The organism is Capnocytophaga stomatis (assembly GCF_002302635.1).
Taxonomy (GTDB): Bacteria; Bacteroidota; Bacteroidia; order Flavobacteriales; family Flavobacteriaceae; genus Capnocytophaga; species Capnocytophaga stomatis.
The window spans coordinates 1,854,198-1,876,204 of sequence record NZ_CP022387.1; the positions used below are offsets into that span (position 1 = coordinate 1,854,198).

Consider the following 22,007-nt stretch of genomic DNA (forward strand, 5'->3'; position numbering starts at 1 on the left):
ACGGTGCGTTTTACAAACCTTATAAAAACATATTTTGTGAAATTTATTTTACCTCTTCATAGCGTACTTTGGTGTAAAATTCCCCTTCGGTGATGGTTAGCCCTGATTCTAATTTTCCTGAAAAAGTTCCTTTTGCGGTGTTTTTGTCTATTTGAGTGATATTCACCACGAAATTATTGGGATTATCGTAATGATTTTCATTATTAAAAAAATAGGTAACATCCAGATAGTATTGACTTTGGGAAGGAGCATAATCCCCAACGTCCAAATTAAAATTGGAAGTTTCAGGAACATACAAATCCAAAGTCATCGACTCAGAATCAATAGATTTTTCTTTTCTGCCGCCTATATTTAAAAAAAAGTGATTCCCACGAGTTTTGTGGTATTTATAGGTTGTAAGCAGTGCGGTTTTGTATTCCTTTTGCTGACCATCAACCTTAAAACGCATATAAAAATCGCCTGTGTTCCCGCCGTCAGAACCGCCATCTCCTGAACAAGCCGTCAGCAGAAAAATTGCCGTTACAAGGGCAAATACACCTGATAATAAATTCTTTACTTTCATCATTTTACAAAATTTTATAGATTAAACAAATATCCGAAAAATTGTTTTTGGATAATTTTTTTGTCCCTACGATTTTAAAATTCCTCTTTCAGTTTGCTGTACACTTCCAAATCGCGGAAAGTATTTTCGTTTACTCGTTCGCCTTGCCGTTCGATGCCTTCAAAAATGAAGTTCAATCGCTTCGGAATGCTTTTGCTGGGGATATTTCCAACAGCACAACGGATTTGTACGCGGTTCATTTCCATTTCAGCGAAAGCAAATTCGCACATTCGTTTAGTGGCTTGGGTTGCAATGCCTTGTTTTTGATAATCCTTTGAAATCCAATAACCGATTTCCGTTTTCTGATTGAGTTTGTCCGTTTTGATAAAACTGATAAGCCCCACAAAATTGCCTTCTTTTCGGATGCAAAAGATGTATTCTTTGGTTTGTTCCATCGTTTCCAAAGCTGATTTTATAAAATTTTCTTCATCAGCAACACTTTTTATAAAAGAAACGAACGGAAGCCACTCGCCTAAGTATTCCCTTTGTGAATCTATGGTATTGAAAATTTCATCTGCATCGGATAATTTCACCAGTTCGAGATATATTTCTTCACTTATGATTAGTTTCATATTTTGTTTATAATGAATGGGTTATTTAATCATTGTGGCTAATGTTCCCAAAAAATTACTGAAATTATGGGACAAAATCGCTAACAATATACTTTGGCTTTTTAGGGTTATCCATCCCCAAAGGTATCCTGCAAAAGCAGTTTGTATAAAATAAATAGGTTCAAAATCAATCGCATAGTTTTTATCAAGAGTCAAACCGTGCATAAATCCAAACAAAATTGCTGTTAATAAAACACTCGGATTTCCTACAAAAGCTGTTTTTTCTTTCAATGAGGAAGCCAAAAGTCCAAGTAATATTCCGCGAAACATTATCTCCTCATCAATCCCTGGTAAGGATATTTGAAAAGCCAATGTTTCCATATCAAATTCCGATTTACCCAATAAAAACCAAACCACAGTTGATAATAATACCACTCCCACCGCTACAACGAGAGTTGGTTTAAAATTTTCTTTATTTTGTCTTATTGTGAAAAAATCATTTTCTCTAAAATACCTTCTGAAAATCAAATAACAACTTATTCCACAAATCACACCCAATGCTTTTCCTTCCCAATTCCAACGGCTTTCTACTATGTCAAACGCTAAGATTTTTGGAAGCACGAGAAAAAGCTGATACACCATATAGCAACCTACAAAAATCAATAATCGCAGAAAATTGATTTTGCTTTTTTCTTTCAGAAATAAAATTGCAAAAGGAAGCAACAGAGCAACTTGCAAAAAAGATTCGGCTAAAATTTTTATCATTTTTTTAACTTGTTATTAGGCGTATGCCTATTATTTTCATTATTGGGCGTATGCGATACGCCCCTACGGGGTCAAAAATTGTCTAATTTCCTCCATATCATCAAAATGGGTGCGTTCGCCTTTGATTTCTTGATAGGTTTCGTGTCCTTTGCCGGCAATGAGAATAATATCTCCCGACTGAGCAAACTGACAGGCGGTTTTTATTGCCTGACGGCGGTCGGCTATGGTTACGAACTTTTTGTAATTTTCTGCCTGAACCCCAGCTTCCATTTCGTCCAAAATGGTTTGTGGGTCTTCGTCTCGCGGATTGTCAGAGGTAAAAATCACTCGCGAACTTTCCTTCGTGGAAATATCCGCCATTACAGGTCGTTTGCTCTTGTCGCGATTGCCTCCACAACCCACCACCGTGATAAGTTGTTCATTTTTGGTACGAATGTTGTTAATCGTATCCAACACGTTTTGCAGGGCATCGGGCGTGTGGGCATAATCCACAATCGCTGTGATTTTATCTTTTGAAACAAAATACTGAAACCTGCCACCCACTGACCGCAAAGTACTCAAAGCCGTGAGGTTTTCGATTCTTTCAACTCCGAGCAAATCGGCAACGGCATAGACTGCCAACAGATTATAAGCATTGAACTGCCCGATAAGGTTTGTCCAAACTTCCTGTCCGTCAATTTTTAAAACCAAGCCCGAAAATTGATTTTCCAATATCTGCAAACGATAATCTGCAAACGATTTCAGGGCGTATGATTTCTTTTGAGCTTTGGTATTTTGCAACATCACATTACCGTTTTTATCGTCGATATTGGTAAGAGCAAAGGCTGTTTTTGGCAATTGGTCGAAAAACTTCTTTTTAGCATCGCGATAGTTGGCAAAGGTTTGGTGATAGTCCAAATGGTCGTGTGTCAAATTCGTAAACACGCCCCCAGCAAATTGTAACCCTTCGATGCGTCGTTGCTCCACGCCGTGCGAACTCACTTCCATAAAGCAATACTGACAACCTGCATCGACCACCATTTTCAAGTACTTGTTTAGCGTAAGAATGTCAGGTGTGGTGTTTTTGGTGTCGTACTTCTGCTCATCAACATAAATGGCAATGGTAGAAATCAGCCCCACTTTGTACCCCACTTTTCTAAACAATTGATACAGCAAACTCGTGGTGGTGGTTTTTCCGTTTGTACCTGTTATCCCCACTAACTTGAGTTTTTCCGACGGATTTCCATAAAAATTACTCGCCATCGTTGCCAAAGCGGAAACGCTATCCTTTACTTTTACATAAACGATTTCCGAAATAGTTTCTTGCGGAATTTCCTCACAAACGATGACTTTTGCTCCCTTTTCAATGGCTTTACTAATGAATTGATGCCCGTCTGATGCCGTACCTTTTATAGCAATGAATACATCGCCTTGCTTAACTAACCGCGAGTCTTGCACCAAATTGCCTACCTGTATATTCAAATCTCCTGAGGCAGAGATGATTTCTATGTTTTGTAATATGTCTTTTAGGTTCATAGTTTCAGTTGTTTATATATTTTACTCCGCCATTGCCACCAACTTACTCAGTGTATTGAAATTGCGTGTGGTGGCAGTGATGTTGAGTTTCTTTTCTAAAAAATTGTTACTGAGTTTACTACGGCTGGCATCTTTGGGTGAATATATATACATCGCTTTTTTGGTGAAGTCAAATTTTTCCTCTCCGAAGTCCTGCTTTTTGAGTTCGTTTGCCAGTGCTTGCGGTAGCTCATCGTTAAATAGGGTAAAGAAAACGCGTTTGATGTCGTGATTTTCAGTAAACGGATTTTCGTTTAAAACTTGCCTAATTTCATCGGCGGTTTTTACAATCACGGGAAGTTCCGCTCCAATGTTTTCCTTGATAAGCTGATGTACTTTCCCGCTCACCCCCGCAGGGGAAAGCTCCGTTTGTAAGACCACATTTCCACTCTGAATATAAGTTTTTACATTTACGAAACCGCCTTTCTCCAAAATTTCTTTCAGAAAAGACATACTCGGAATTTTATTTTTTCCTGTGGGCATCACACCACGCAAAAGGACGATATAGGTGTTCATATTTTTGGTTTTTACCATTTACTATTTCACTGTTGGGGCAAAATATTTTTTGCCCTTACATTATCGGGCGTACGCAATGCGCTCTTACAATATTTTACCTTTCTATTTTGAAAGTGTTCTTAAAGCTTTTTTAATAATGTACTCTGTTGATTTTGTGGGACTTTCTTTTTCCCAACGCTTACACAATTCCTGCACAAAGTCGGGACGAGATTTACTCGCATCATTGAGCCAATTGCCTACGCTATCTTGCACATATTTAGCAGAATCCGATTTCAATTTCTCCAAAATAGGCAATGCCAATTCAGGCGAATTTTTCAGGGTCTCGATATGCGAACACCACACCCCACGCGGACGCAAGGCTTCCGAAGAAAAACGACGGATATTTTCATCTTTATTTTCTGCCCAAACCGATAGAAAATTAATTGAAAATGCCAAATTTTCGCTCAATTCAGGTCTGAGTGCCATCCAAACCACTTCACGCACCCCAAAATGCTTGTCTGCCACCAACGGCTGTAACAAGCCGAGCTTTTTTTCAAGCGAAAAATCGGTATTCAGAGCCATAAAATACGTGGCATAACAACGCACCGAATCAGACAAATGTGTGGATAATTTTTCAAAAACGGCTAAATAATCTGTTGATTTTGCGTATTTTTCGTAAAGAAACGCTCCAATCAACTTGATGGTATTCATCGTTGACGGCTTTTTTTGATTTTCTATGAGCTTCTGAATTTCAGAAATATAGGCATTTGAAATCCCTATTTTGGGAAACACCGTAGCCACCAAAGTCGTATGATTTACGGCAAGCCACTCGGTCAAATTAACGCTTTCTATCGTACCTTCGTTCAATAATTTTAGTACTTGTTCTGGAATGTTTTCAAGTTTGGTTGCCCCTTTACGGTTTTGTATTTCGTGCGTCATATTATTTCCTTTTAAAAATTAAACGATGTATATACCCCATAGGAGAAGGCTCTTTTTAGTATAAAGCGTCTAATGAGTGCGATGTAGGTGTTCATTTTTTTGTTGTTTACTTTACGCTTATAAAAACCTCCACTTCGGACTCATCGCCGTTTTGGGATTTTTTGCCATACACCTCAAAATCGTACTGGTAGGCACGATGAAGTGTGGCTTCTTGCTCCCAAATGGTTTTCCAAGTCTGCATAATGGCATTGGGCATTTGTCCTTTGGCAATGAATTTCTGAAACTTTGCCTCAGGAAATTCTCGCCCTATCATTCCCGCTGGAATTTCATCTAACGAACTGACTTTCTTGCCGATAATCGCGGTATAAGCCCCTTGATAATCACTTTCATAATCGGTGTAAATCGCAATAATTTCTTCTGAAATGGTATTGGGGATTTTTGCGATGGTGTCGCTCATAAATTGTCCCCAAAGTTTGCCCAAATCTGTTGCGGCTTGTCCGTTGGCATTGGTTGTGCGTACCGCAATGCCGATAATTTTAAATGCGTGTGTCATATATTTAGATTTTATGCAATAAAATAATTAAAATTCACCGTGTTAAATTCCTCGCTAATGCCACTTTTTCGGTAAAAGGCTAAGGCTTGTGCATTGTCGTTTTGTTCGGTGGAAACAAAAATTTCTTCAATGTCATTTTCAAGGGCGTATTGCTTTAAAAAATCGATGATTTGAATGCCAATTCCTTGATTTTGAAATGCTTTTTTGATACCAAAATCATAGATGTAAATCATTGATTTTGCGATTTGATAATTGTGCAATAAATACGCCGTAAGTCCGCCGATAACTTCGTTGTTTTGTTTGGCAATCAATAAGATACAACACTCATCTCGGATAATTTTTTCAAGATAATCCTCCTTGGGTATTTGAAAATTTTCCCATTCAAAAGCGTCTTCGTATGCCCAAAGCAGCCCCTTAAACTCTGCTGTATTTTTTGCGATTTTGATGGTTAGTTTCATAGTTTATTTTTTGCCAATTTTTCCCAAATGGGTGTTTTTAAAATCATCGCTGTATTTTAAGCCAAACAGGGCGACATTTCTAAAAATTTACGATTTTGTTTTCATATCGTTGTTTTTCAATTATATATATTCAATTCTAAATCAGTAACTGTTGTAAAATTTGATTAAAATCCGATTGCTTTCCATTGAGTTTCGCAAAAAAACGCTTGTCAAATTCCTCCACTTCAAAAATTGCTTTTTTGATACAGTCTTCGCCTTTGTCTGTCATTTTCACGATTTTAGCTCGTGTGTCGGTTTGGTGTTCCTTCCGTATTATGAAAGTTTTCTTTTCTAAATTTCTGACGATTTGCGAAGTGGTCATCGGGTCAATTTGTGTGAAATTTGACAATAAAACCTGCGTAATTTCTTCTTTTTTTAAAGAAAACCAGTAAATACTTGCCAAAATCATAAATTGCGGATGCGTTAAATCGAAAGGTTGCAATATTTTTTTGATTTCGCGTTGCCACAAATTCGTTACCTGCAAAAGTAAAAGTCCGGAACTGTTTTCGGTTGTTAATTGGAATATATTATTCATTTTCAAGCATTTTTGAAGCGATTAAATTAAAATCATTTTCGTTAATTTCCAAAAATCCGTATCGAAAAGGATAACCCCAGCTCTTTTTATTGGATATAAAATCCAATAAATCAATAAGTTGCAAAATAGAAACCTCTTTGCTTTTAAAAAACTCGATATTTCTCCGATACGGACAAAAAGTTTCCGTCATTTGAAACGGATACACCTCATTATCAGCAACTTTCCCGATAGCGGTGAATTTCTGACAAGGCTCGGATTTGCCAAAGATTAATTTTGGCGAATAATAAATCACAAAATCGCCCTTTTTCATTAGCTTTAAGGGAGTTGCCTTTCCGTGACAGGCTTGGGCAAAACCTTCCGCTACGCCTTTTTGCGTGTGGTCTTTACTGGCAACAATAATCCAATATCGCGTCATCAATTTTTAGCGTGTTTGATTTGATTTTCAATATCTTTCGGAAGATTTTCTACGATATCTTTGGCAACTAACTTTATCCAAAGTTTTGATAATAAACCTTTTACACTCATCGTTACGGTGATTTTCAGTCCGTTAGGCGTTTCTTCGTACAAATGTTCGCCGTACATTTTTGCCAACGGAAATCGCGTTAAATCCGTGAATTTTCTAAAAGGCTCTAATTCAACGATTTCCATTTTCACTTTGGGAGCTTTTTTAGGTTTTAAGATGAAGAAACTTCCCTCTTTCAGTTCGCCCAATAATTTTGCATATTCTATGGTAGTTTTCCAGCGATTCCAATTGTCAATATCTGTGAAAAGTTTCCAAATTTGCTCTTTTGTAATTTCTTGGGTAACAACCGAATACGATTTTGTCCACATATTTTATCTATTTAAAAATTTGGGGACAAAGATAATAATAAGTTTTTATATAATAAGTATGATTACTAAATAGAATTCGTTATAATAAAATTTAGAATGCTCTTTTGTAATGCAATTGCACAAGTCCTGTGTCGTAAGGGGTTACGCTGATGAGTTTTAGTGGCTGTTCGGGTCTGTTGTCGTTAAACAATTTTGTGCCGTTGCCCACCAATATCGGAATGACGGAAATGATGAGTTCGTCCAATAAATCGCCCTTCAAAAGTTCATTCACGATTTGAGCCCCGCCGTCGCAATAGATGTTTTTGCGACTTTCTTTTTTCAATTTTCCGATGAGCAGTGATATATCTCCCGTATAAAAATGAATGTTCCCTGCGGAAGGTCTTTCGGTTTTCGTCAGTACATAAACCGTTTTTTCCTTATGCGGAAATTCCCCTACCGCATTCACTACCCAATCGTATGTTTTTCGTCCGATAATCAGCGTATCCACCGTTGATATAAAACGCTCAAAACCATAATCTTCTCCTTCTTTTTCCACGATGGATAAGAAACTTAAATCGTCATTGGGCTTGGCGATATACCCGTCCAAACTCATTGAGATGTATAGAATTACTTTACTCATTATTATAACTTTACATTTTAGATGCGATGATATTGCTCCTCAAAAGGCACACGGAATCGATTGCCCCAAACGCCTTTTTCCGAACGAATACCACAAGCAACCACCATATTTATATCGCTACCTGATGGCAGATTTAGTATTTTTTTAATTTGACCACCATCAAAGCCTTCCATTGGGCAGGTATCATATTGTTTTTCAGCCATTGCTATCATAAAAGTTTGTGCCACAAGTCCGCAACTTTTATGGACAACCACTCGCATATCAGATTCTGAAACTTGTTTTGCCATTGGACGAAAGAAACCGACAACAAAAGACATTATTTTACGAAATAATCCAAATAAACCAAAAAATCTACGATAGACAAATGGCATATATTGCCCATAATACCACTGATTTATTTTCAGAATTTGTTCTCGTTGCTGGGCATCAGGAATATATTGTATTCCTTGTTTTGCAACCTCCAAAACAGTTTTCGCTCTTTTTTGGTGTAAATCTTGCCGTGTAACAAATATTACCATTTGTCCTGCGGTGGTTGCAGCACTTTGCGAAAGACAGGCTTTGGCTAATTTCTCTAAAACCGCTTTGTCGGTGATGTGATAGGCTTCCCAAAGTTGCATATTGGAACTGGTTGGGGCAAGTTGAGCCTCTTTTAAGCATTCTTTAACCATTTCTGGGTCAATCGATTTGGCAGAATCAAAATCACGAACGGCTCTTCTAAATTCTAATACTTCTCTTAATTTCATAAATGTTCCTTTTTAAATTATTTCAATTTTTTTCAAATACATCATCTTCGGAAATACGATTTTTTCCGCTGGTCATTACGCCACGCAAAAGTATGATGTAGGTGTTCATTGTTTATTTTTTGCCAATTTTCCCCAAATGGGTGTTTTTAAAATCATCGCTGTATTTTAAGCCAAAACCTAACATTCTGTCAAAAGCCGAATGGGCAAATAAAACACTTCCTACCAATGTCAATTCATTTATAGATAGATATCTACCTAACACAAAAGCAATAACAGCCGTCCCGAAGTGATGAGCAAAATTATAAAACATTGCCCCAATTTTAGGATTTAGCAAATAGCCCACCATAGACAAATCAGGCACGAAGAATAGCACTAAAAACCACCACCATTCGTATTCTGATTGCCCAAACATCACAACGCCCAACACAAAAAGAGCAATGTATTCTAATTTTAAAAGTGTTTTCATTGTTTTTCCTTGTTTATTTTTTCAAGTAACATACTTATCATTTTCTCCAAACGCCTTTCTTTGGTTTCCTGCTTTTTGGCTTCGTTTATTCATTGGATATACTCGTTTTTGTGAGAAAGTGGCATCTTTTGAAACACATTGTACGCCTCAGGGGTTTCTTTTAAGATATTTTCTTAAGATTTACCCCCCCCCTATCCCCCTTAAAAAAAGGGGATTAGTACGATAAACTACCTTGAGGCAGCCATACTTTTCTATATTTGAAACTTATTTTTTTGTCTTCTCTTAAAATCATTCAGCAATTATAATAAAACCCTGTAATTTCGATGGTCACACCGAATATTTTTTCCAATGTAACAATATGATTATCAAAAAGATTGTTCTTGCCTTCAAGGATTTTGGTGGGATATTTTTCGTTTTTATATTGTACGAAAATATAATCCGCACCGCCACCTTTAGCAGGAAGCATACGCTCGATGTACACTTTTTCGATGCCTGAAAGCGGAAAAATCCGAACGAATTTATCCACACTCACACCGATTTGCCCATTGACCTCATCTCGCCACAAAACAGTCTGATTACCAAACTTTTCGGTCAGCAGAGACGGACGGCGTTTCACGGAAATATCCTCTCGATAATTGTCATCTATCTGAATGGTTTTCGGCGGAAAAACCAAATATTCGGCAAGTTGTATGTCGTTTTCCATAGGCTTGATAATTTCTTCATAATCCCTTGTATTATAAATAGATAAAAAGAAATCTCGATGCCGTACCTCGCCGTTATATTGCATACGAAAACAGATGTCGCTCGTATGGTTATTGTAATATAAATTTTCTAAATATTCATCTACTTGCTCGTGCGACAAGTCTTTATTAAGTTGTTCACAAATCCGTAAAAAATCGTGTTTAGAAGAAGTCCCTTTTTTGCTCGTAAATCGGTATTCTCTCACGGCAATATCGGTGCGTTGCCTACTGATAAAACCAAATTCAAGGTTGTAAAACAGCAAATTGCCCACCCGCACAGGATAGCGAAACACATATATACAACCAAACGCCCCTTCGCCATAATCCTTATAGTCTGTTTGTTTCACCCAAGGCGAAGCCATAAGGGTTTGATAAGTCGTATCCCACGGAATAAATTGTTTTTCAAGTGATTGCACCTCAAATCCCAAATGATAATCCGTGTGGTTTTCTGATAGTAAGGTGATTTGTTTCATAGTTTCATTTGTTTTTTAGTGAGGGGGCTTGTTTCGTGGATTTATAGTTTTTAAGCATTAGCACGATAATCCGTAAAACCCATTACATTGCCAGAAGGGTCTAAAAACTCCACCGCCCAACCTGTTTTTATGGGAAAAGGTGGTGTTAAAAATTCCACGCCTTTTGTCCTTAAATTCTCATAAACTTCCACTACATCATCTACTTCAAGCCAAATAGTGGGTTTTACATTCGGAAATTTTTTCTTATCCTTTAAGATAATAGCAGCCTCTTCATTACCCACTTTAAAGGCAATCATTCCCATTGGTGAAAAATCAAATTTGATTTCCAAGCCCAAAATCTCAGCAAAAAAATGTTTGCTTTTCTCGAAATCTTCCGCAGGAAGAAAAAAGTTATCGTAATTCATAATTTAATTTTTTAAATGTCATAAAATCTGTTCATTAACAATTATAATAAAACCCTGTTACTTCAATAGACCTACCGAAAAATTTTTCCAATTGAGGCAAATAATTGTTCAAATCATATTCTTTGGTACTGAAAATTGGCGTTGGGTATTTTTGTTTTTTGTAATACACTCGCAGAGTATCGGCACCACCGCCTTTGGCAGGAAGCATTCGGTCAATGTCCACTTTTTTAATATTCGATAGCGGAAAAATATTGCAAAATTCACCCTTACTTACCCCGAGTTGTTTATTTACTTCATCTCGCCACAATACGGCTTGGTCGCCAAACCTTTCCGTCAGTAAAGGTGGACGGCGTTTTACGATTTCGTTTTCTTGATAGTCGGTCTCTATTCCGATATATTCTTTCGGAAATAACACCCAATCGGTAAGTTGTATATTCTCCTCATTTTCAATTGGAGTGATTAATTCGGAATATTTACGGGCATTGATAATATTAAAAAACACATATTGATGCTGAGGTTCTCCGTAATAAACGCTAAGAAATGTCATTTCGTCTTTCTGAAAAAATGAATAGAGGTCTTCACGAGTTTTATAGTGTTTATCAAGGGGTAAATGTTTTTCTAATTGCTGATGCACTTGCCAAAAATCAAATTCCTCTACCTGTGTGTCTCCATTGGCATAGTATTCTCGTACGGCTATATCCCTACGCTGGGTGTTGTGTATGCGAAATTCAAATTTGGAAAATAGCAAATTGCCCACCCGCACCGGATATTTAAAATAGTAATATTCATACACCTCATAATCCAAATCAAAAGGGCTGTCCCACTCCACCAAAGGCGATGCGATAACTTCCTCGTAGGTAGCGTTCCACGAAAAGAACTTCGGTTCGGGCGATTGCACCTCAAATCCGAGATGATAATCGTTGTGACTTGCCGAAAGTAAGGTGATTCGTTTCATTGTTTACTCATTTGCAATGACTTTTGTAACTGTTTTTAGAAACTCAACTGCAATAAGGTAGTGTTCTCCTGTAGCGTTGTAAATGGCATCTTCAGAAAGTACCCCGTGCGGGATTCCTTCGGGGATTTCTCCTCGGTTGGAAGCATCATAATCGTCTTTCCATCCGCCTTCGTAGTAATAATCGGATAATTTTTTGATTTCAGGTAGCAAATTTTCCCATTTTTCTAAAAATTGCTTGGCTTCGGAGGTAAAAACTTCTGTTTTATTTAGAATTTCCTCCATTTCTTGGATATTTTTTAATCTTTCTTCAGTCATAATATTTTGAAATTTTGATATTTGTAAAAAATGTTTTTAGGAATTATATTTTTGATTATAAATCTGTTTTTTTATGTTTTGTAAATTATCACAAAACAGCGTAAAAAGCTATTTTTTAGTTTCTTACGCTGATTTGTGATTTATATATTAAGTCTGCACCGATATTTTCCCAATATGTCAATGAACTTTGTTTTTATTTTCAAATCAGAAATCACTTCGAATGATGAAATTTCTGTTTTTGAGAATATTCCCTGAGTTTTTAAAACTTTCGGGATTTATATTTTATTGATTTTAACCTCCTAAAGAGAGTAAAATTTGTCTGTTATCATTTATTTTTTGACCACTTGGGATTGACTGATGAATCACTTTTCCTTCACCGACTAATTTCACTTTCAGCCCGATGTTTTCCAATAGAGCCACGGCGTCCATTGCTGCCATTCCTACAACATTGGGAATGATAGTTTTATATTTTTGGGCTTTTGTGTAATATTGGTCATAATCGATATTGGTTTTATCCGAAGCATTGTCCACATCTTCAATTGTATCAATAAGAAGAGAATTTGTATAAATCTTCTGAGCAATGCTTTTGAACACAGGACCGGAAACATCGGCTCCGTAATAACCTACGTTTCTGTCAGGTTCGTGAATTACCACGATACACGAATATTTCGGACTTTCAACAGGGAAAAAACCTGCAAATGAGGAAATATAGCTCCATTTTGATTTATCGTTACTGCCGTAATTCTTCCGAGCTGTTCCTGTTTTTCCTGCCATTGAAAAATCGGATGAGTATAGCTTATGTGCAGTTCCGTATGGTTTTTCCACTACGCTTGCCAGCAATCCCTTTGCTTTTTGAGCTGTTTCTTTTGAACAAATCTTTCCGTTGATAATTTCCACATTGAATTTCTCGATGGTTTTATTCCATTCACGGACTTCCTTTATAAGTCGCGGTTTTACCATTACGCCATCGTTAGCAATTGCATTATAGAACGTTAGCGTTTGTAAAGGAGTCAAGTGCAAGCCGTATCCGAAAGCCATCCATTCGAGAGAAATACCACTCCAGTTTTTATCCTTCGGTTTTGGTATGTACGGAGCTCTTTCTCCCATTATGGGCAACCCTAAAGGCTGATCTAATCCCATTTGCGAGAGTTTGTCAGTGAAATCTTTCGGATTTTTGGAAAACAAATGATGAACCATTTCTGTCATCCCAACGTTTGACGAAACAGCGAAAGCCTTAGCTATATTTATTTTTCCTGTGAATCTTTTTTGAGAATCATCAACTGTTTCTTTGTAATAATTGGCTCTACCATTCTTAATATCAACCACATATGTAGTGTCAATGCCACGTTCTTCAATGGCAGCAACCACTGACATTAGCTTGAAAATAGAACCAGGCTCGTGAACTTCTCCGATGGCGTAATTAAATCGTTCGGAATATGTGTTGGTTTTGGAATTCAATTCCAAATTTGAAATAGCTTTTATTTCTCCCGAATTGACTTCCATTACTATCACACAACCATGTTTAGCTTTGAACTTTTCCAACTGGGCAAGTAAAGCGTGGTGTGCAATATCTTGAATATTAATATTTATGGTAGAAACCACATCATATCCGTCTTTCGGTTCAATGATGTTGAAACCATTGGCAAGTTTCCATTGTCCTTTAGCGATTTTTTGCTCCAAACGACGTCCTTTTGTCCCCATAATATAATCAGAATAGGCACCTTCCAAACCAACACGGATGGTGTATCCGTTTTCGTCAGTTCGTTCGTATCCGATACTCCGATGAGCAATTCCTCCTAAAGGATATTCACGTTTTACTTTTTTATCAATAATAAGCCCCCCTTTGTACGGACCTTTTTCAAAAAGCGGAAATTTTTTAATACGCAGATAATCACTGTATCCCAATTGAGGAGCGATTAACAAATAGCGATTTTTTAACTTGCGTTCTTTTTTTAGCAAATTTTGGTAGTACGAACTTGGCTTCCCGAACATTTTTGAAAGCGAATCGCTCAATGGCTTTACGTACGTGTTGAAGTTTTTTTCCGATGGAGCAATTCCGTCCCATCGTACATCGTAACGCACTACCGATGTGGCAAGTAAGCTACCGTCATCGGAATATAAATTTCCTTGGTTGGGAATAATTTCAGCTTCTCGTAATGTGGTTTCGTCCGCTTTTGCCCGATATTCATCGCCTTCAATCTGAATTTTTACAAGTTTCACAGAAATGACAATTGCCAACAAAAGCATAGCAGTCGCAACAATGTATGTGCGAGCCAATATTCTTTTGTCATTTTTTGTTGCCATTTTTTACAATTTAGGTTTACTATGAAATTTTAATTTTATTCTTTAATGATTACTTTTATCTTTTGAGGAGGTTTTTCAGGTTGTTTTAAACCTTTGCTTTTGAGCTTATTAAGTAAAGAAGATTCCAGCTTTACTTTTTGCAATTGCGAACGAACGTCCACAAATTGGCTCTTTAGTTCATTTACTTCCTCATTGAGTTTTGCAATTTGGTGTACCTTATTATCTACATTGTGAGAACTGGTAATCATAATCACTGCCAAAACAAACAGAAAAGCAATAAATGTCCAATTTTTGGTAGCTTCTTTGCCTTCTACCAAAAACTTTCCTCGGAGGATATTTTTTATTTCATTTGTTGCTTTACCCATTTTTCTGGTAGAATGTTTTGTTTATTGTCTTTCTGCGATTCGAAGTTTGGCACTTCTGGCACGGCTATTTTCTGCGATTTCTGCTTCTGTCGGAACGATTAATCCGCCTACTTTTTTAAAAGGAACGGAAACATTTCCGTAAAAATCTTTCTCGGGAGCTCCTTCAAACTGTCCGTCACGAATGAAACGCTTTACTAATCGGTCTTCTAACGAATGATAACTAATTAAACTAATTCGCCCGCCTGTTTCCACAATATCAGGAAGTTGCGTTAAGAATTCTTCCAAAACTTGCATTTCCTCATTCACCTCAATACGAATGGCTTGATAAATTTGAGCCAGCGTTTTATTTTCTTTGAATTTCTGTAAAAAAGGCTTCAGAATTTGCTGTAACTGATTGCCTGTTACTATTTTTTGTTCCGCACGAGCAGAAACAATGGCTTTTGCGATGGCTCTGGAATTTTTCAGTTCTCCGTATTTGAAAAGAATGTTAACTAATTCATCTTCAGAACATTCGTTTAGTATGTTTTGGGCTGAAATGGCTGCATTTTGGTTCATTCGCATATCCAAAACACCATCAAAACGAGTTGAAAATCCGCGTTGAGGAACATCAAACTGGTGCGATGAAACCCCAAAATCTCCTAAAACGCCATCTACTTTTTTAACTCCGTAGAATTTCAAAAATCGTTTTATATATCTGAAATTCTGATTGATAAGTGTAAACCGCTCATCATCAATAGCATTGTTGGCAGCATCGGCATCTTGGTCAAAGGCATACAACCTTCCGTTTTTGCCCAATCGGTTTAGAATTTCACGCGAATGACCTCCACCGCCAAAAGTTACATCTACATAGATTCCATCTTCCTTAATTGCCAGCCCGTCAACACTTTCGTGTAACAAAACAGGCTTGTGATATCCTTCCGTATTAGTCATTTCCTAAGCCTCCCATAACTTTTTCAGCCAACGCCGAGAAATCCTCCGGACTTGTGTAAATAGCTGTTTCATAAGCTGTTTTGTCCCAAATCTCAACCCGATTTCCTAATGCCGACATCACGATTTCTTTATCAATTTGTGCGTACTCCAACAAATCTTTCGGTACTAACATTCTCCCAACTGAGTCAATTTCAATGAGTTTCACGCCAGACATAAATTTTCGGATGAAATCATTATTTTCTTTCACGTACCGATTTAAGCTGTTTACCTTTTGCATTTCCAAATTCCATTCGTCCATTGTATAGAAGTCTATACATCTTTGAAAATCAGAACGCTTAAGCACGAATCCGGCTTCCAAATCCCCCAATTGTTTTTTGAGAGGAGCCGGAAGTGTTATCCGTCCTTTGGCGTCGATTTTACATTCATATGTACCTATAAGAATTCCCACTGAAATACGTTTCTAAATAATTACAGGACAAAAGTAGAAAAAAAATCCCACATTCTACCACTTTTTCCCACATTGTTGATAAGTTTTTTGTTCCGGCAAGGAATAATCAAAATGTTCATAATTAAGTATTTAGTTAAATATTTTATAAAATTAACGTTAAGTGGATGAAGTTGATTTTTTTAACTATTTAATTTTCAATTTTTTGAAGTTTTGAACTGATGTGAAATAAACGTTAAACGAGTTAAAGTTTAAAATTGAGTTTTTTATATCATTTTTTTAGCCCAAATGAAAATTAATCTGCTGAAAATCTGTTTATTTGATGAGAAAAAGAATTTTAACCGTATTATTTTCGTTCAAAAATTTGCACAAATAGTTTTTTGTATTACTTTTGCAGTGTAATAGTTAAGTAATACACTAAAACACTTTTTTATGATAACTGTTAAAAATTTAGATTTTTCTTTCCGTAAGAAAAACATTTTCAAGGATTTGAATTTGCATATTGAGCAAGGGCAAATCTGTGGTTTGTTTGGGAAGAATGGAGTAGGGAAGACCACGTTTTTGTATAATCTTGCGGGTTTGCTTTTCCCAAATCAAGGGACGATTCAGGTTTTAGGATTCACCCCGAAAGACCGAAAAACGGACTTTTTACAGGAAATTTTTGTAATTCCCGATGAGGTGTATTTGCCCGATACTTCGGTGGAAAAATACCAACAAAGGCTATCGTGTTTTTATCCGAAATTCAGTTTGGAGCAATTCAACAGATTTCTAGAAGGATTTGAAATTCCCAAAGACGGAAAACTCAATCAATTGAGTTATGGTCAAAGAAAAAAAGTTTTTGTTGCATTCGCTTTGGCAGCAAATACCTCGCTGGTACTGATGGATGAGCCTACCAACGGACTTGATATTATGGGGAAAAGTCAATTCAGAAAGATTATGGCAGAAATAATGGGCGATGAGCGTTGTTTTATCATCAGTACACATCAGGCAAAAGATTTGGAAAACCTTATTGATCGAGTGATTGTTTTAGATGAGAAAAATATACTTTTCAACGAATCTATAGAGCAAATTTCGAGGCGATTATCATTTAAAATAACTTCTGATAAATCAGAAAAAGCTTTCTATGCTGAGGAAAATTTCTTTGGAAATATCTTGGTATTGCCTAATGAGGGTGATGCTGAAAATAAGGTAGATTTGGAATTGCTTTACAAAGCCGTGATTTCAAATTCTAAAAAGGTAAACGATTGGTTTAACGCTAATACTACGAAAATATGAAACAATTTTGTAACTTATTTAGGAGAGAATTGAATGAAAATGCAAAAAATTTAATTTATATTTTCATTGCTACAACCTTAATAGTGCCTGCTATTATGGCATATTCTTATTTTATAAGAGTAAGAGAAGAGATTTTTTACGAAATGGACTTTTTATCAATTTATCCATTTATGATTTTGATCATTGGAATTCTATCTTCTTATTTGGCATTTCGTTTTGTAGAAAAAAGAAATAAAATTATTGCAGAAGTAAATCTCCCAGCAAATGTTTTTCAAAAATGGTTAGTAAAATTTATCGTATACACCATTCTTCATCTGATATTATATTCGTTATTATTCCTTTTAATGTATAAAATAGGTATTTTTATAGTAGAAAAAGGTAATGATGTTAAACTAGAAGCGTCTAATATTTGGAGAGAGGATAACTTAGAAAATTTTATTGTCATATTCATTATTTTCTACTTTATGATACAATCTTTTTTCTATACAGCAATACTAACATTTAAGCGTTTTACCTTCCTAAAATCACTTGTAGTAATTTCATTAAGTATATTTTTATTTGTAATGTATAACATTCAACTTGCGAATATTTTAGGAGGGAAAGATCCTTTCTTTCTTGCAAATGAATTAATAATAGATTCATATGGTTCTTGCCATATTTATTACAAAACACCTGATGCTTTTCAATATTTGAAAGGAAATTTATTTTTAATAGGGCTTCCCTTATTATTTTATACGATTTCCTATTTTAAATTTAAAGAAAAAGAAGTACGATAACTATGGAAATTAAAAATAATGGGCAAGCTATTTATCTTCAAATCGTTGACTATGTCTGTCAGAAGATATTGTTAGGTGAATGGCAGCCCGAAACTAAAATACCAAGCGTTCGTGAATTGGCAATACAGGTTAGTGTCAATCCAAATACGATAGCCCGAAGCTATGAGTTCCTAAAAAATAGTGGAATTATCATTGACAAACGTGGTATTGGGTATTTTGTGGAAAAAAACGGTGTGGAACAATCGCGGAAATATCGTCAGCAAGAATTTTTGCAAAACGAACTTCCCGTATTTTTCAATACCCTTTACACATTGGGGATTGAACTTAATGAATTACAACAACATTACGAAAATTTTAAAAATACTCTAAATCAAAAACAGAATGAAAACAAGTAATAAATTATTATTATTGGCTTTTTCGATAATTGTTATATTTCCAATAATAGAATTTTTCATTATAAAATCAATGAAAGAAACAAAAATACCTTCTGTAAAGTACAGATGGGAATATGTAAAAGATTCATTAGAGATAAAAAAGCTTCCTGACTTCAAACATTTAAAAATAATAGGAGAAGAAGAAATGTTAGATGCCATTGGTGAAATTTTGTTTGTTTATAAAGATTCTTCATATGCATTTGTTGATTATAGTTTAAATAGAGAAAGTATGTTATTTACCTCAAATAATGATACATTAACACTTAAACTTGATAAAAATATAGGAGGTAATTGTAATTATTTACATTTCATTTGTATTCACTCTCCTATTTTAGAGTCAGTATCTCTTCAGAATGTAAAATTTAGAGTTAATACACTTTCTAAGCATAGAAATAAAACAATTGCAACATTTAATTTAAATAAGAGTAGAATTTATTTTGATGATGATGATTACAAAGATGATTATTATAAATATTTCCAATTAAAAAACGAGATGTCGTATCAAAAAATAATCTTAAAAGGGATAGATAGTGAATTTATATTAAACGAAATGAGAAGTGATACCATTAAAGTGGATATTAAAGGAAATTCGTCGTTTTCCTCAAGAGCTATTTACAATGATATTTCAGGAAATGTAAGCAGAGAAACTAAAATTTATTATAATAATGACAATAATATAAACATTGAATAAAAAAATTGTTTGCCAAATCAATTAGTCAAATATAAAATTAAATATGAAACAATTATTTTTAGTAAAAACGATGCTTTTATTTTTTATTTTTCAATGGAATATAAAAGCACAATCGCTGAATGAAGTTCCTGAAAATCTTCACGGATTTTGGCAATTTCAAGTGGAAAAGAAAGGAGAATGGAACGGAATCCATATCGGGAAAAATTATGTTGAAGTTACTTATAGGCTTGTTCCGGTAGAAAGTATCAATCGGAAAGATAATGAATATCAGTTGGTTTTAAATGCTGATGGCAGGTTTTTAAATGCAAAAATCACTTTGTTATCAGATAAAAAAGCCAAAATTCTGTTTGGTAAAAAAGAATTCGAATGCACTAAGTACGATGCCGACCCTGATATCGTACTGCTAAAACCTTCAAAGTACAAAAAAGTAATTAAAGGAGTTTGGGAACAAGGAAATAATCCTCGAAAACAGCTTTTTATCAACAAAAATACACTTAATTGGGATAATCAAACTTGGAAAATCCATTGGCTGGGAGAATATTTAGGCAAAGAATATCGCGGTCTGATTGAAAAAGATAATACATTCAAAATGATGTATATCACACATTCTGATGATAGTATAAAATTTGTTGTCGAGGACAGCCACGAATTTTATAAGCCAACAAACAAAATCCAATCAAACTATCTGTACGGTACGTGGTGCTACGCCAACACTAATGAATGGGTTATCGGATTTTTTGATAAGATAGCTGTGTATAAAAACGAATCTTGGACGTATGAGTATAGCAAGAAAAACCAAGATACATATCAGGTTGTTTTATCAAGAGGAGATAAAAAACAAACGATAGAATGTTCTGTTGTAGGGAAGGATAAAAATGAACTTATTCTTCTTGACGGAAATGAAAAAACAAGCCTCAGATATGAATATCGTCCTAAACCCTACACAACAGAAGATAATCGTCCGTTTTTGGATAATAATTACAAAAAAGGAAAAGTAACGATTAAAGGTTTTTTACAAAATATGCCTAATAATAAGCCTTTTAAAGTAACCGTTCCTAATTTTATTACTGATGAAGAGGATGATTTTTTTGCCGATATTGATAAAAATGGCTGTTTTTCAATCACTTTTGAGGTATTGAACACTTCATTAATTTTAATGGATTGGGGAAGAACCCATTTGCTTGATGTAGTTGAACCTGGAGAAGAGTATTTTTTATACATCGATTATAAAAATAAACCTTTTAGAGGCAATAAAGAAGCTAATATTTGGCAAATGGGAAAAAATGCACGTTTTCACAGGGAATTGACAAGCTATTTTTCTTTTACAAAATCAGATTTCTTCCCTCATATTGATAAAAATCTTCCTTCCGATGTGTTTCTAAGCAAAAGTAGAGAAACATTGAAAAATGTACTAAGTCAGATGAAAAAATTTTCAGAGCTAAATAAAGTAGTTTCCAAACGAACTTTATATTTCATTGAAAAATTCAATCTTACAGGGATGGGAAGAGATATGATGCAGCGAAGATTTGAAATACAACGAAAAAGAAGCAGTTTTACAGCTGATTATATGGCAGTTGCCGATTCTGTATTTCAAAATTTGCCAAAACCATTAACATTAATGCGAGCAAATACATTTTTGAATGATTATATAAATTATTACAATGAAAATGTTATCCTAAAACCTGATTTTATAGCCGGATTAGAGATAATGAAGTATCTTGATAAGCATAAAATGGTTGATTTATCCGAAAAAGAGTACACAGCAATACGCAAATTAGAAGAAATGACTCAGAAAACATTTGAACTTCGCAAGCAAAAAGCAGATTCAACAACACTTGCGAATCATTTTACCTTATTTAAACCTTATATTGATGATTTTAATGCTTTTGCTTTTACAAAATCATATGAAAAACTGGTTGATGAACAACTTCCTAAAATAAAAGATGAAGTTATATCTATCCCAATGCTAAAAAGAAGACTTTCAACTTTGGATTCATTGAAAGTTTCGCCAACAATTAGGGAAATAATGTATGTAGGAATGGCTTACAATATTTATGAAAACGAAAGTCGTCCGTTAACACAAAAAGAATGGGATTTTTTTGCTTCGAATGTAAAAAATAGCGAAATGTTAGACGTTTTAAGAGGAGAACAAAATAAATTTAACACACTTAATAATCAAGATGTTAAATACGCTGAATCATTAAAACGTACCGAGCATTTAAAAGATGCCAAAGATGCTGATGAGCTTTTCAAAAAACTAACAGAACCTTATTTAGGAAAAGTAATTTATGTGGATTTTTGGGGTACTTGGTGTGCTCCTTGTCGTGGGCAAATGAAGTATGTAAGCAAGATAAAAGAGGAATTAAAGGGGAAAGATGTTGTATTTATGTATTTTGCAAATCGTTCCCCCGAAGATTCGTGGAAAAATATTATAAAAGAACACAATATTACGGGCGAAAATGTGGTGCATTACAATCTTCCTGAACAGCAACAAAGTATGTTGGAACGCCGTTTGGGAGTCAATAGTTTCCCAACCTATATGATTATTGACAAAAAAGGAAATGTAGTATCGGCAGATGCACCTTCTCCGAGCAGTAAAGGAGTGTTAGTCAAAGAACTCCTTAAATGGATTGAGAAATAGTTGCTAAATATGCCAAATCTAAAAAATAATAATTTTTTTAGTAAAAATATTTGATATTCAGAATAAAGTAGTATATTTGCACTCGCTAAAAAACGATTTGGTTTTATAAA

28 protein-coding genes are annotated in these 22,007 nt (G+C 35.1%); 5 read left to right on the forward strand and 23 right to left on the reverse strand.

All coding sequences use genetic code 11. The features are described from left to right. Positions 1-43: 43 nt before the first annotated feature. The 23 genes from CGC58_RS08150 to mraZ all read right to left on the reverse strand — a co-directional run bounded on the left by CGC58_RS08150 (position 44) and on the right by mraZ (position 16,083). On the reverse strand, positions 44-565 hold the full coding sequence (locus CGC58_RS08150; protein WP_095896270.1) for a hypothetical protein: 522 nt from the start codon (positions 563-565) through the stop codon (positions 44-46). 71 nt (positions 566-636) lie between these two features. Beyond that, entirely contained in the window at positions 637-1,173 is a 537-nt protein-coding gene (locus CGC58_RS08155) for a GNAT family N-acetyltransferase (protein ID WP_095896271.1), read from the reverse strand. A gap of 21 nt (positions 1,174-1,194) precedes the next feature. Further along, positions 1,195-1,917 carry a CPBP family intramembrane glutamic endopeptidase gene (locus CGC58_RS08160; protein ID WP_095896272.1) on the reverse strand — a complete coding sequence of 241 codons (723 nt, stop codon included), beginning with the start codon at positions 1,915-1,917 and terminating at the stop codon, positions 1,195-1,197. Between the two features lie 63 nt (positions 1,918-1,980). Continuing rightward, on the reverse strand, positions 1,981-3,432 hold the full coding sequence (locus CGC58_RS08165; protein ID WP_095896273.1) for a UDP-N-acetylmuramoyl-L-alanyl-D-glutamate--2,6-diaminopimelate ligase: 1,452 nt from the start codon (positions 3,430-3,432) through the stop codon (positions 1,981-1,983). Between the two features lie 21 nt (positions 3,433-3,453). After that, entirely contained in the window at positions 3,454-3,987 is a 534-nt protein-coding gene (locus tag CGC58_RS08170) for a DUF1697 domain-containing protein (RefSeq protein WP_095897170.1), read from the reverse strand. Positions 3,988-4,089: 102 nt separating this feature from the next. After that, positions 4,090-4,905, reverse strand: a complete 816-nt coding sequence (locus tag CGC58_RS08175) for a DNA alkylation repair protein (RefSeq protein WP_095896274.1) — start codon at positions 4,903-4,905, stop codon at positions 4,090-4,092. Positions 4,906-5,011: 106 nt separating this feature from the next. Then, positions 5,012-5,458 (reverse strand): GyrI-like domain-containing protein, encoded by a 447-nt coding sequence (locus CGC58_RS08180; protein WP_095896275.1) that lies wholly within the window; start codon positions 5,456-5,458, stop codon positions 5,012-5,014. Positions 5,459-5,469: 11 nt separating this feature from the next. Further along, positions 5,470-5,916, reverse strand: a complete 447-nt coding sequence (locus CGC58_RS08185; protein WP_095896276.1) for a GNAT family N-acetyltransferase — start codon at positions 5,914-5,916, stop codon at positions 5,470-5,472. A gap of 136 nt (positions 5,917-6,052) precedes the next feature. Then, entirely contained in the window at positions 6,053-6,490 is a 438-nt protein-coding gene (locus tag CGC58_RS08190) for a MarR family winged helix-turn-helix transcriptional regulator (protein ID WP_095896277.1), read from the reverse strand. Beyond that, on the reverse strand, positions 6,483-6,905 hold the full coding sequence (locus tag CGC58_RS08195) for an EVE domain-containing protein (protein WP_095896278.1): 423 nt from the start codon (positions 6,903-6,905) through the stop codon (positions 6,483-6,485). Before CGC58_RS08195 ends, CGC58_RS08190 begins: the two co-directional genes overlap by 8 nt. Then, the gene (locus CGC58_RS08200) at positions 6,905-7,321 is read right to left on the reverse strand and encodes an SRPBCC family protein (RefSeq protein WP_095896279.1); all 417 of its coding nucleotides are present in this window, start codon (positions 7,319-7,321) and stop codon (positions 6,905-6,907) included. Before CGC58_RS08200 ends, CGC58_RS08195 begins: the two co-directional genes overlap by 1 nt. 91 nt (positions 7,322-7,412) lie before the next feature. Continuing rightward, positions 7,413-7,940, reverse strand: a complete 528-nt coding sequence (locus tag CGC58_RS08205) for a dihydrofolate reductase family protein (protein ID WP_095896280.1) — start codon at positions 7,938-7,940, stop codon at positions 7,413-7,415. A 17-nt stretch (positions 7,941-7,957) separates the two neighbouring features. Continuing rightward, positions 7,958-8,683 (reverse strand): nitroreductase family protein, encoded by a 726-nt coding sequence (locus CGC58_RS08210; RefSeq protein WP_095896281.1) that lies wholly within the window; start codon positions 8,681-8,683, stop codon positions 7,958-7,960. A gap of 112 nt (positions 8,684-8,795) precedes the next feature. Beyond that, positions 8,796-9,149, reverse strand: a complete 354-nt coding sequence (locus CGC58_RS08215; protein WP_095896282.1) for a DUF4260 domain-containing protein — start codon at positions 9,147-9,149, stop codon at positions 8,796-8,798. Continuing rightward, a complete protein-coding gene (locus tag CGC58_RS12950) occupies positions 9,146-9,238 on the reverse strand; it encodes a YdeI/OmpD-associated family protein (protein ID WP_111970139.1) in 93 nt (30 codons plus the stop codon). Before CGC58_RS12950 ends, CGC58_RS08215 begins: the two co-directional genes overlap by 4 nt. A 203-nt stretch (positions 9,239-9,441) precedes the next feature. Then, positions 9,442-10,362 (reverse strand): hypothetical protein, encoded by a 921-nt coding sequence (locus CGC58_RS08225; protein WP_095896284.1) that lies wholly within the window; start codon positions 10,360-10,362, stop codon positions 9,442-9,444. Between the two features lie 50 nt (positions 10,363-10,412). Continuing rightward, a complete protein-coding gene (locus CGC58_RS08230; protein ID WP_095896285.1) occupies positions 10,413-10,766 on the reverse strand; it encodes a VOC family protein in 354 nt (117 codons plus the stop codon). 34 nt (positions 10,767-10,800) lie between these two features. Continuing rightward, positions 10,801-11,721, reverse strand: coding sequence for a hypothetical protein (locus CGC58_RS08235; protein ID WP_095896286.1), 921 nt, complete (start codon positions 11,719-11,721; stop codon positions 10,801-10,803). Positions 11,722-11,724: 3 nt separating this feature from the next. After that, on the reverse strand, positions 11,725-12,036 hold the full coding sequence (locus tag CGC58_RS08240) for a DUF4298 domain-containing protein (RefSeq protein WP_095896287.1): 312 nt from the start codon (positions 12,034-12,036) through the stop codon (positions 11,725-11,727). A gap of 291 nt (positions 12,037-12,327) precedes the next feature. Beyond that, on the reverse strand, positions 12,328-14,340 hold the full coding sequence (locus CGC58_RS08245; RefSeq protein ID WP_095896288.1) for a penicillin-binding protein: 2,013 nt from the start codon (positions 14,338-14,340) through the stop codon (positions 12,328-12,330). 35 nt (positions 14,341-14,375) lie between these two features. Next, entirely contained in the window at positions 14,376-14,705 is a 330-nt protein-coding gene (locus CGC58_RS08250) for an FtsL-like putative cell division protein (protein WP_095896289.1), read from the reverse strand. Positions 14,706-14,726: 21 nt separating this feature from the next. Next, positions 14,727-15,635 (reverse strand): 16S rRNA (cytosine(1402)-N(4))-methyltransferase RsmH, encoded by a 909-nt coding sequence (rsmH, locus tag CGC58_RS08255; RefSeq protein ID WP_095896290.1) that lies wholly within the window; start codon positions 15,633-15,635, stop codon positions 14,727-14,729. Beyond that, complete coding sequence (gene mraZ / locus CGC58_RS08260; protein WP_095896291.1) at positions 15,628-16,083, reverse strand: division/cell wall cluster transcriptional repressor MraZ; 456 nt, start codon at positions 16,081-16,083, stop codon at positions 15,628-15,630. The genes rsmH and mraZ overlap by 8 nt, the downstream gene beginning before the upstream one ends. Before the next feature lie 429 nt (positions 16,084-16,512). Between mraZ and CGC58_RS08265 the strand changes: the two genes are divergently transcribed. Genes CGC58_RS08265 through CGC58_RS08285 form a run of 5 tightly spaced genes read left to right on the forward strand, consistent with a single transcriptional unit; the run spans position 16,513 to position 21,897 of the window. Next, positions 16,513-17,355, forward strand: coding sequence for an ABC transporter ATP-binding protein (locus tag CGC58_RS08265; protein ID WP_095896292.1), 843 nt, complete (start codon positions 16,513-16,515; stop codon positions 17,353-17,355). Further along, entirely contained in the window at positions 17,352-18,131 is a 780-nt protein-coding gene (locus CGC58_RS08270) for a hypothetical protein (protein WP_157909235.1), read from the forward strand. Before CGC58_RS08265 ends, CGC58_RS08270 begins: the two co-directional genes overlap by 4 nt. 2 nt (positions 18,132-18,133) lie before the next feature. Continuing rightward, positions 18,134-18,526, forward strand: coding sequence for a GntR family transcriptional regulator (locus CGC58_RS08275; RefSeq protein WP_095896294.1), 393 nt, complete (start codon positions 18,134-18,136; stop codon positions 18,524-18,526). Continuing rightward, positions 18,513-19,256 (forward strand): hypothetical protein, encoded by a 744-nt coding sequence (locus tag CGC58_RS08280; protein WP_095896295.1) that lies wholly within the window; start codon positions 18,513-18,515, stop codon positions 19,254-19,256. Before CGC58_RS08275 ends, CGC58_RS08280 begins: the two co-directional genes overlap by 14 nt. 43 nt (positions 19,257-19,299) lie before the next feature. Beyond that, positions 19,300-21,897, forward strand: a complete 2,598-nt coding sequence (locus CGC58_RS08285) for a TlpA family protein disulfide reductase (protein ID WP_095896296.1) — start codon at positions 19,300-19,302, stop codon at positions 21,895-21,897. Positions 21,898-22,007 lie beyond the last annotated feature (110 nt).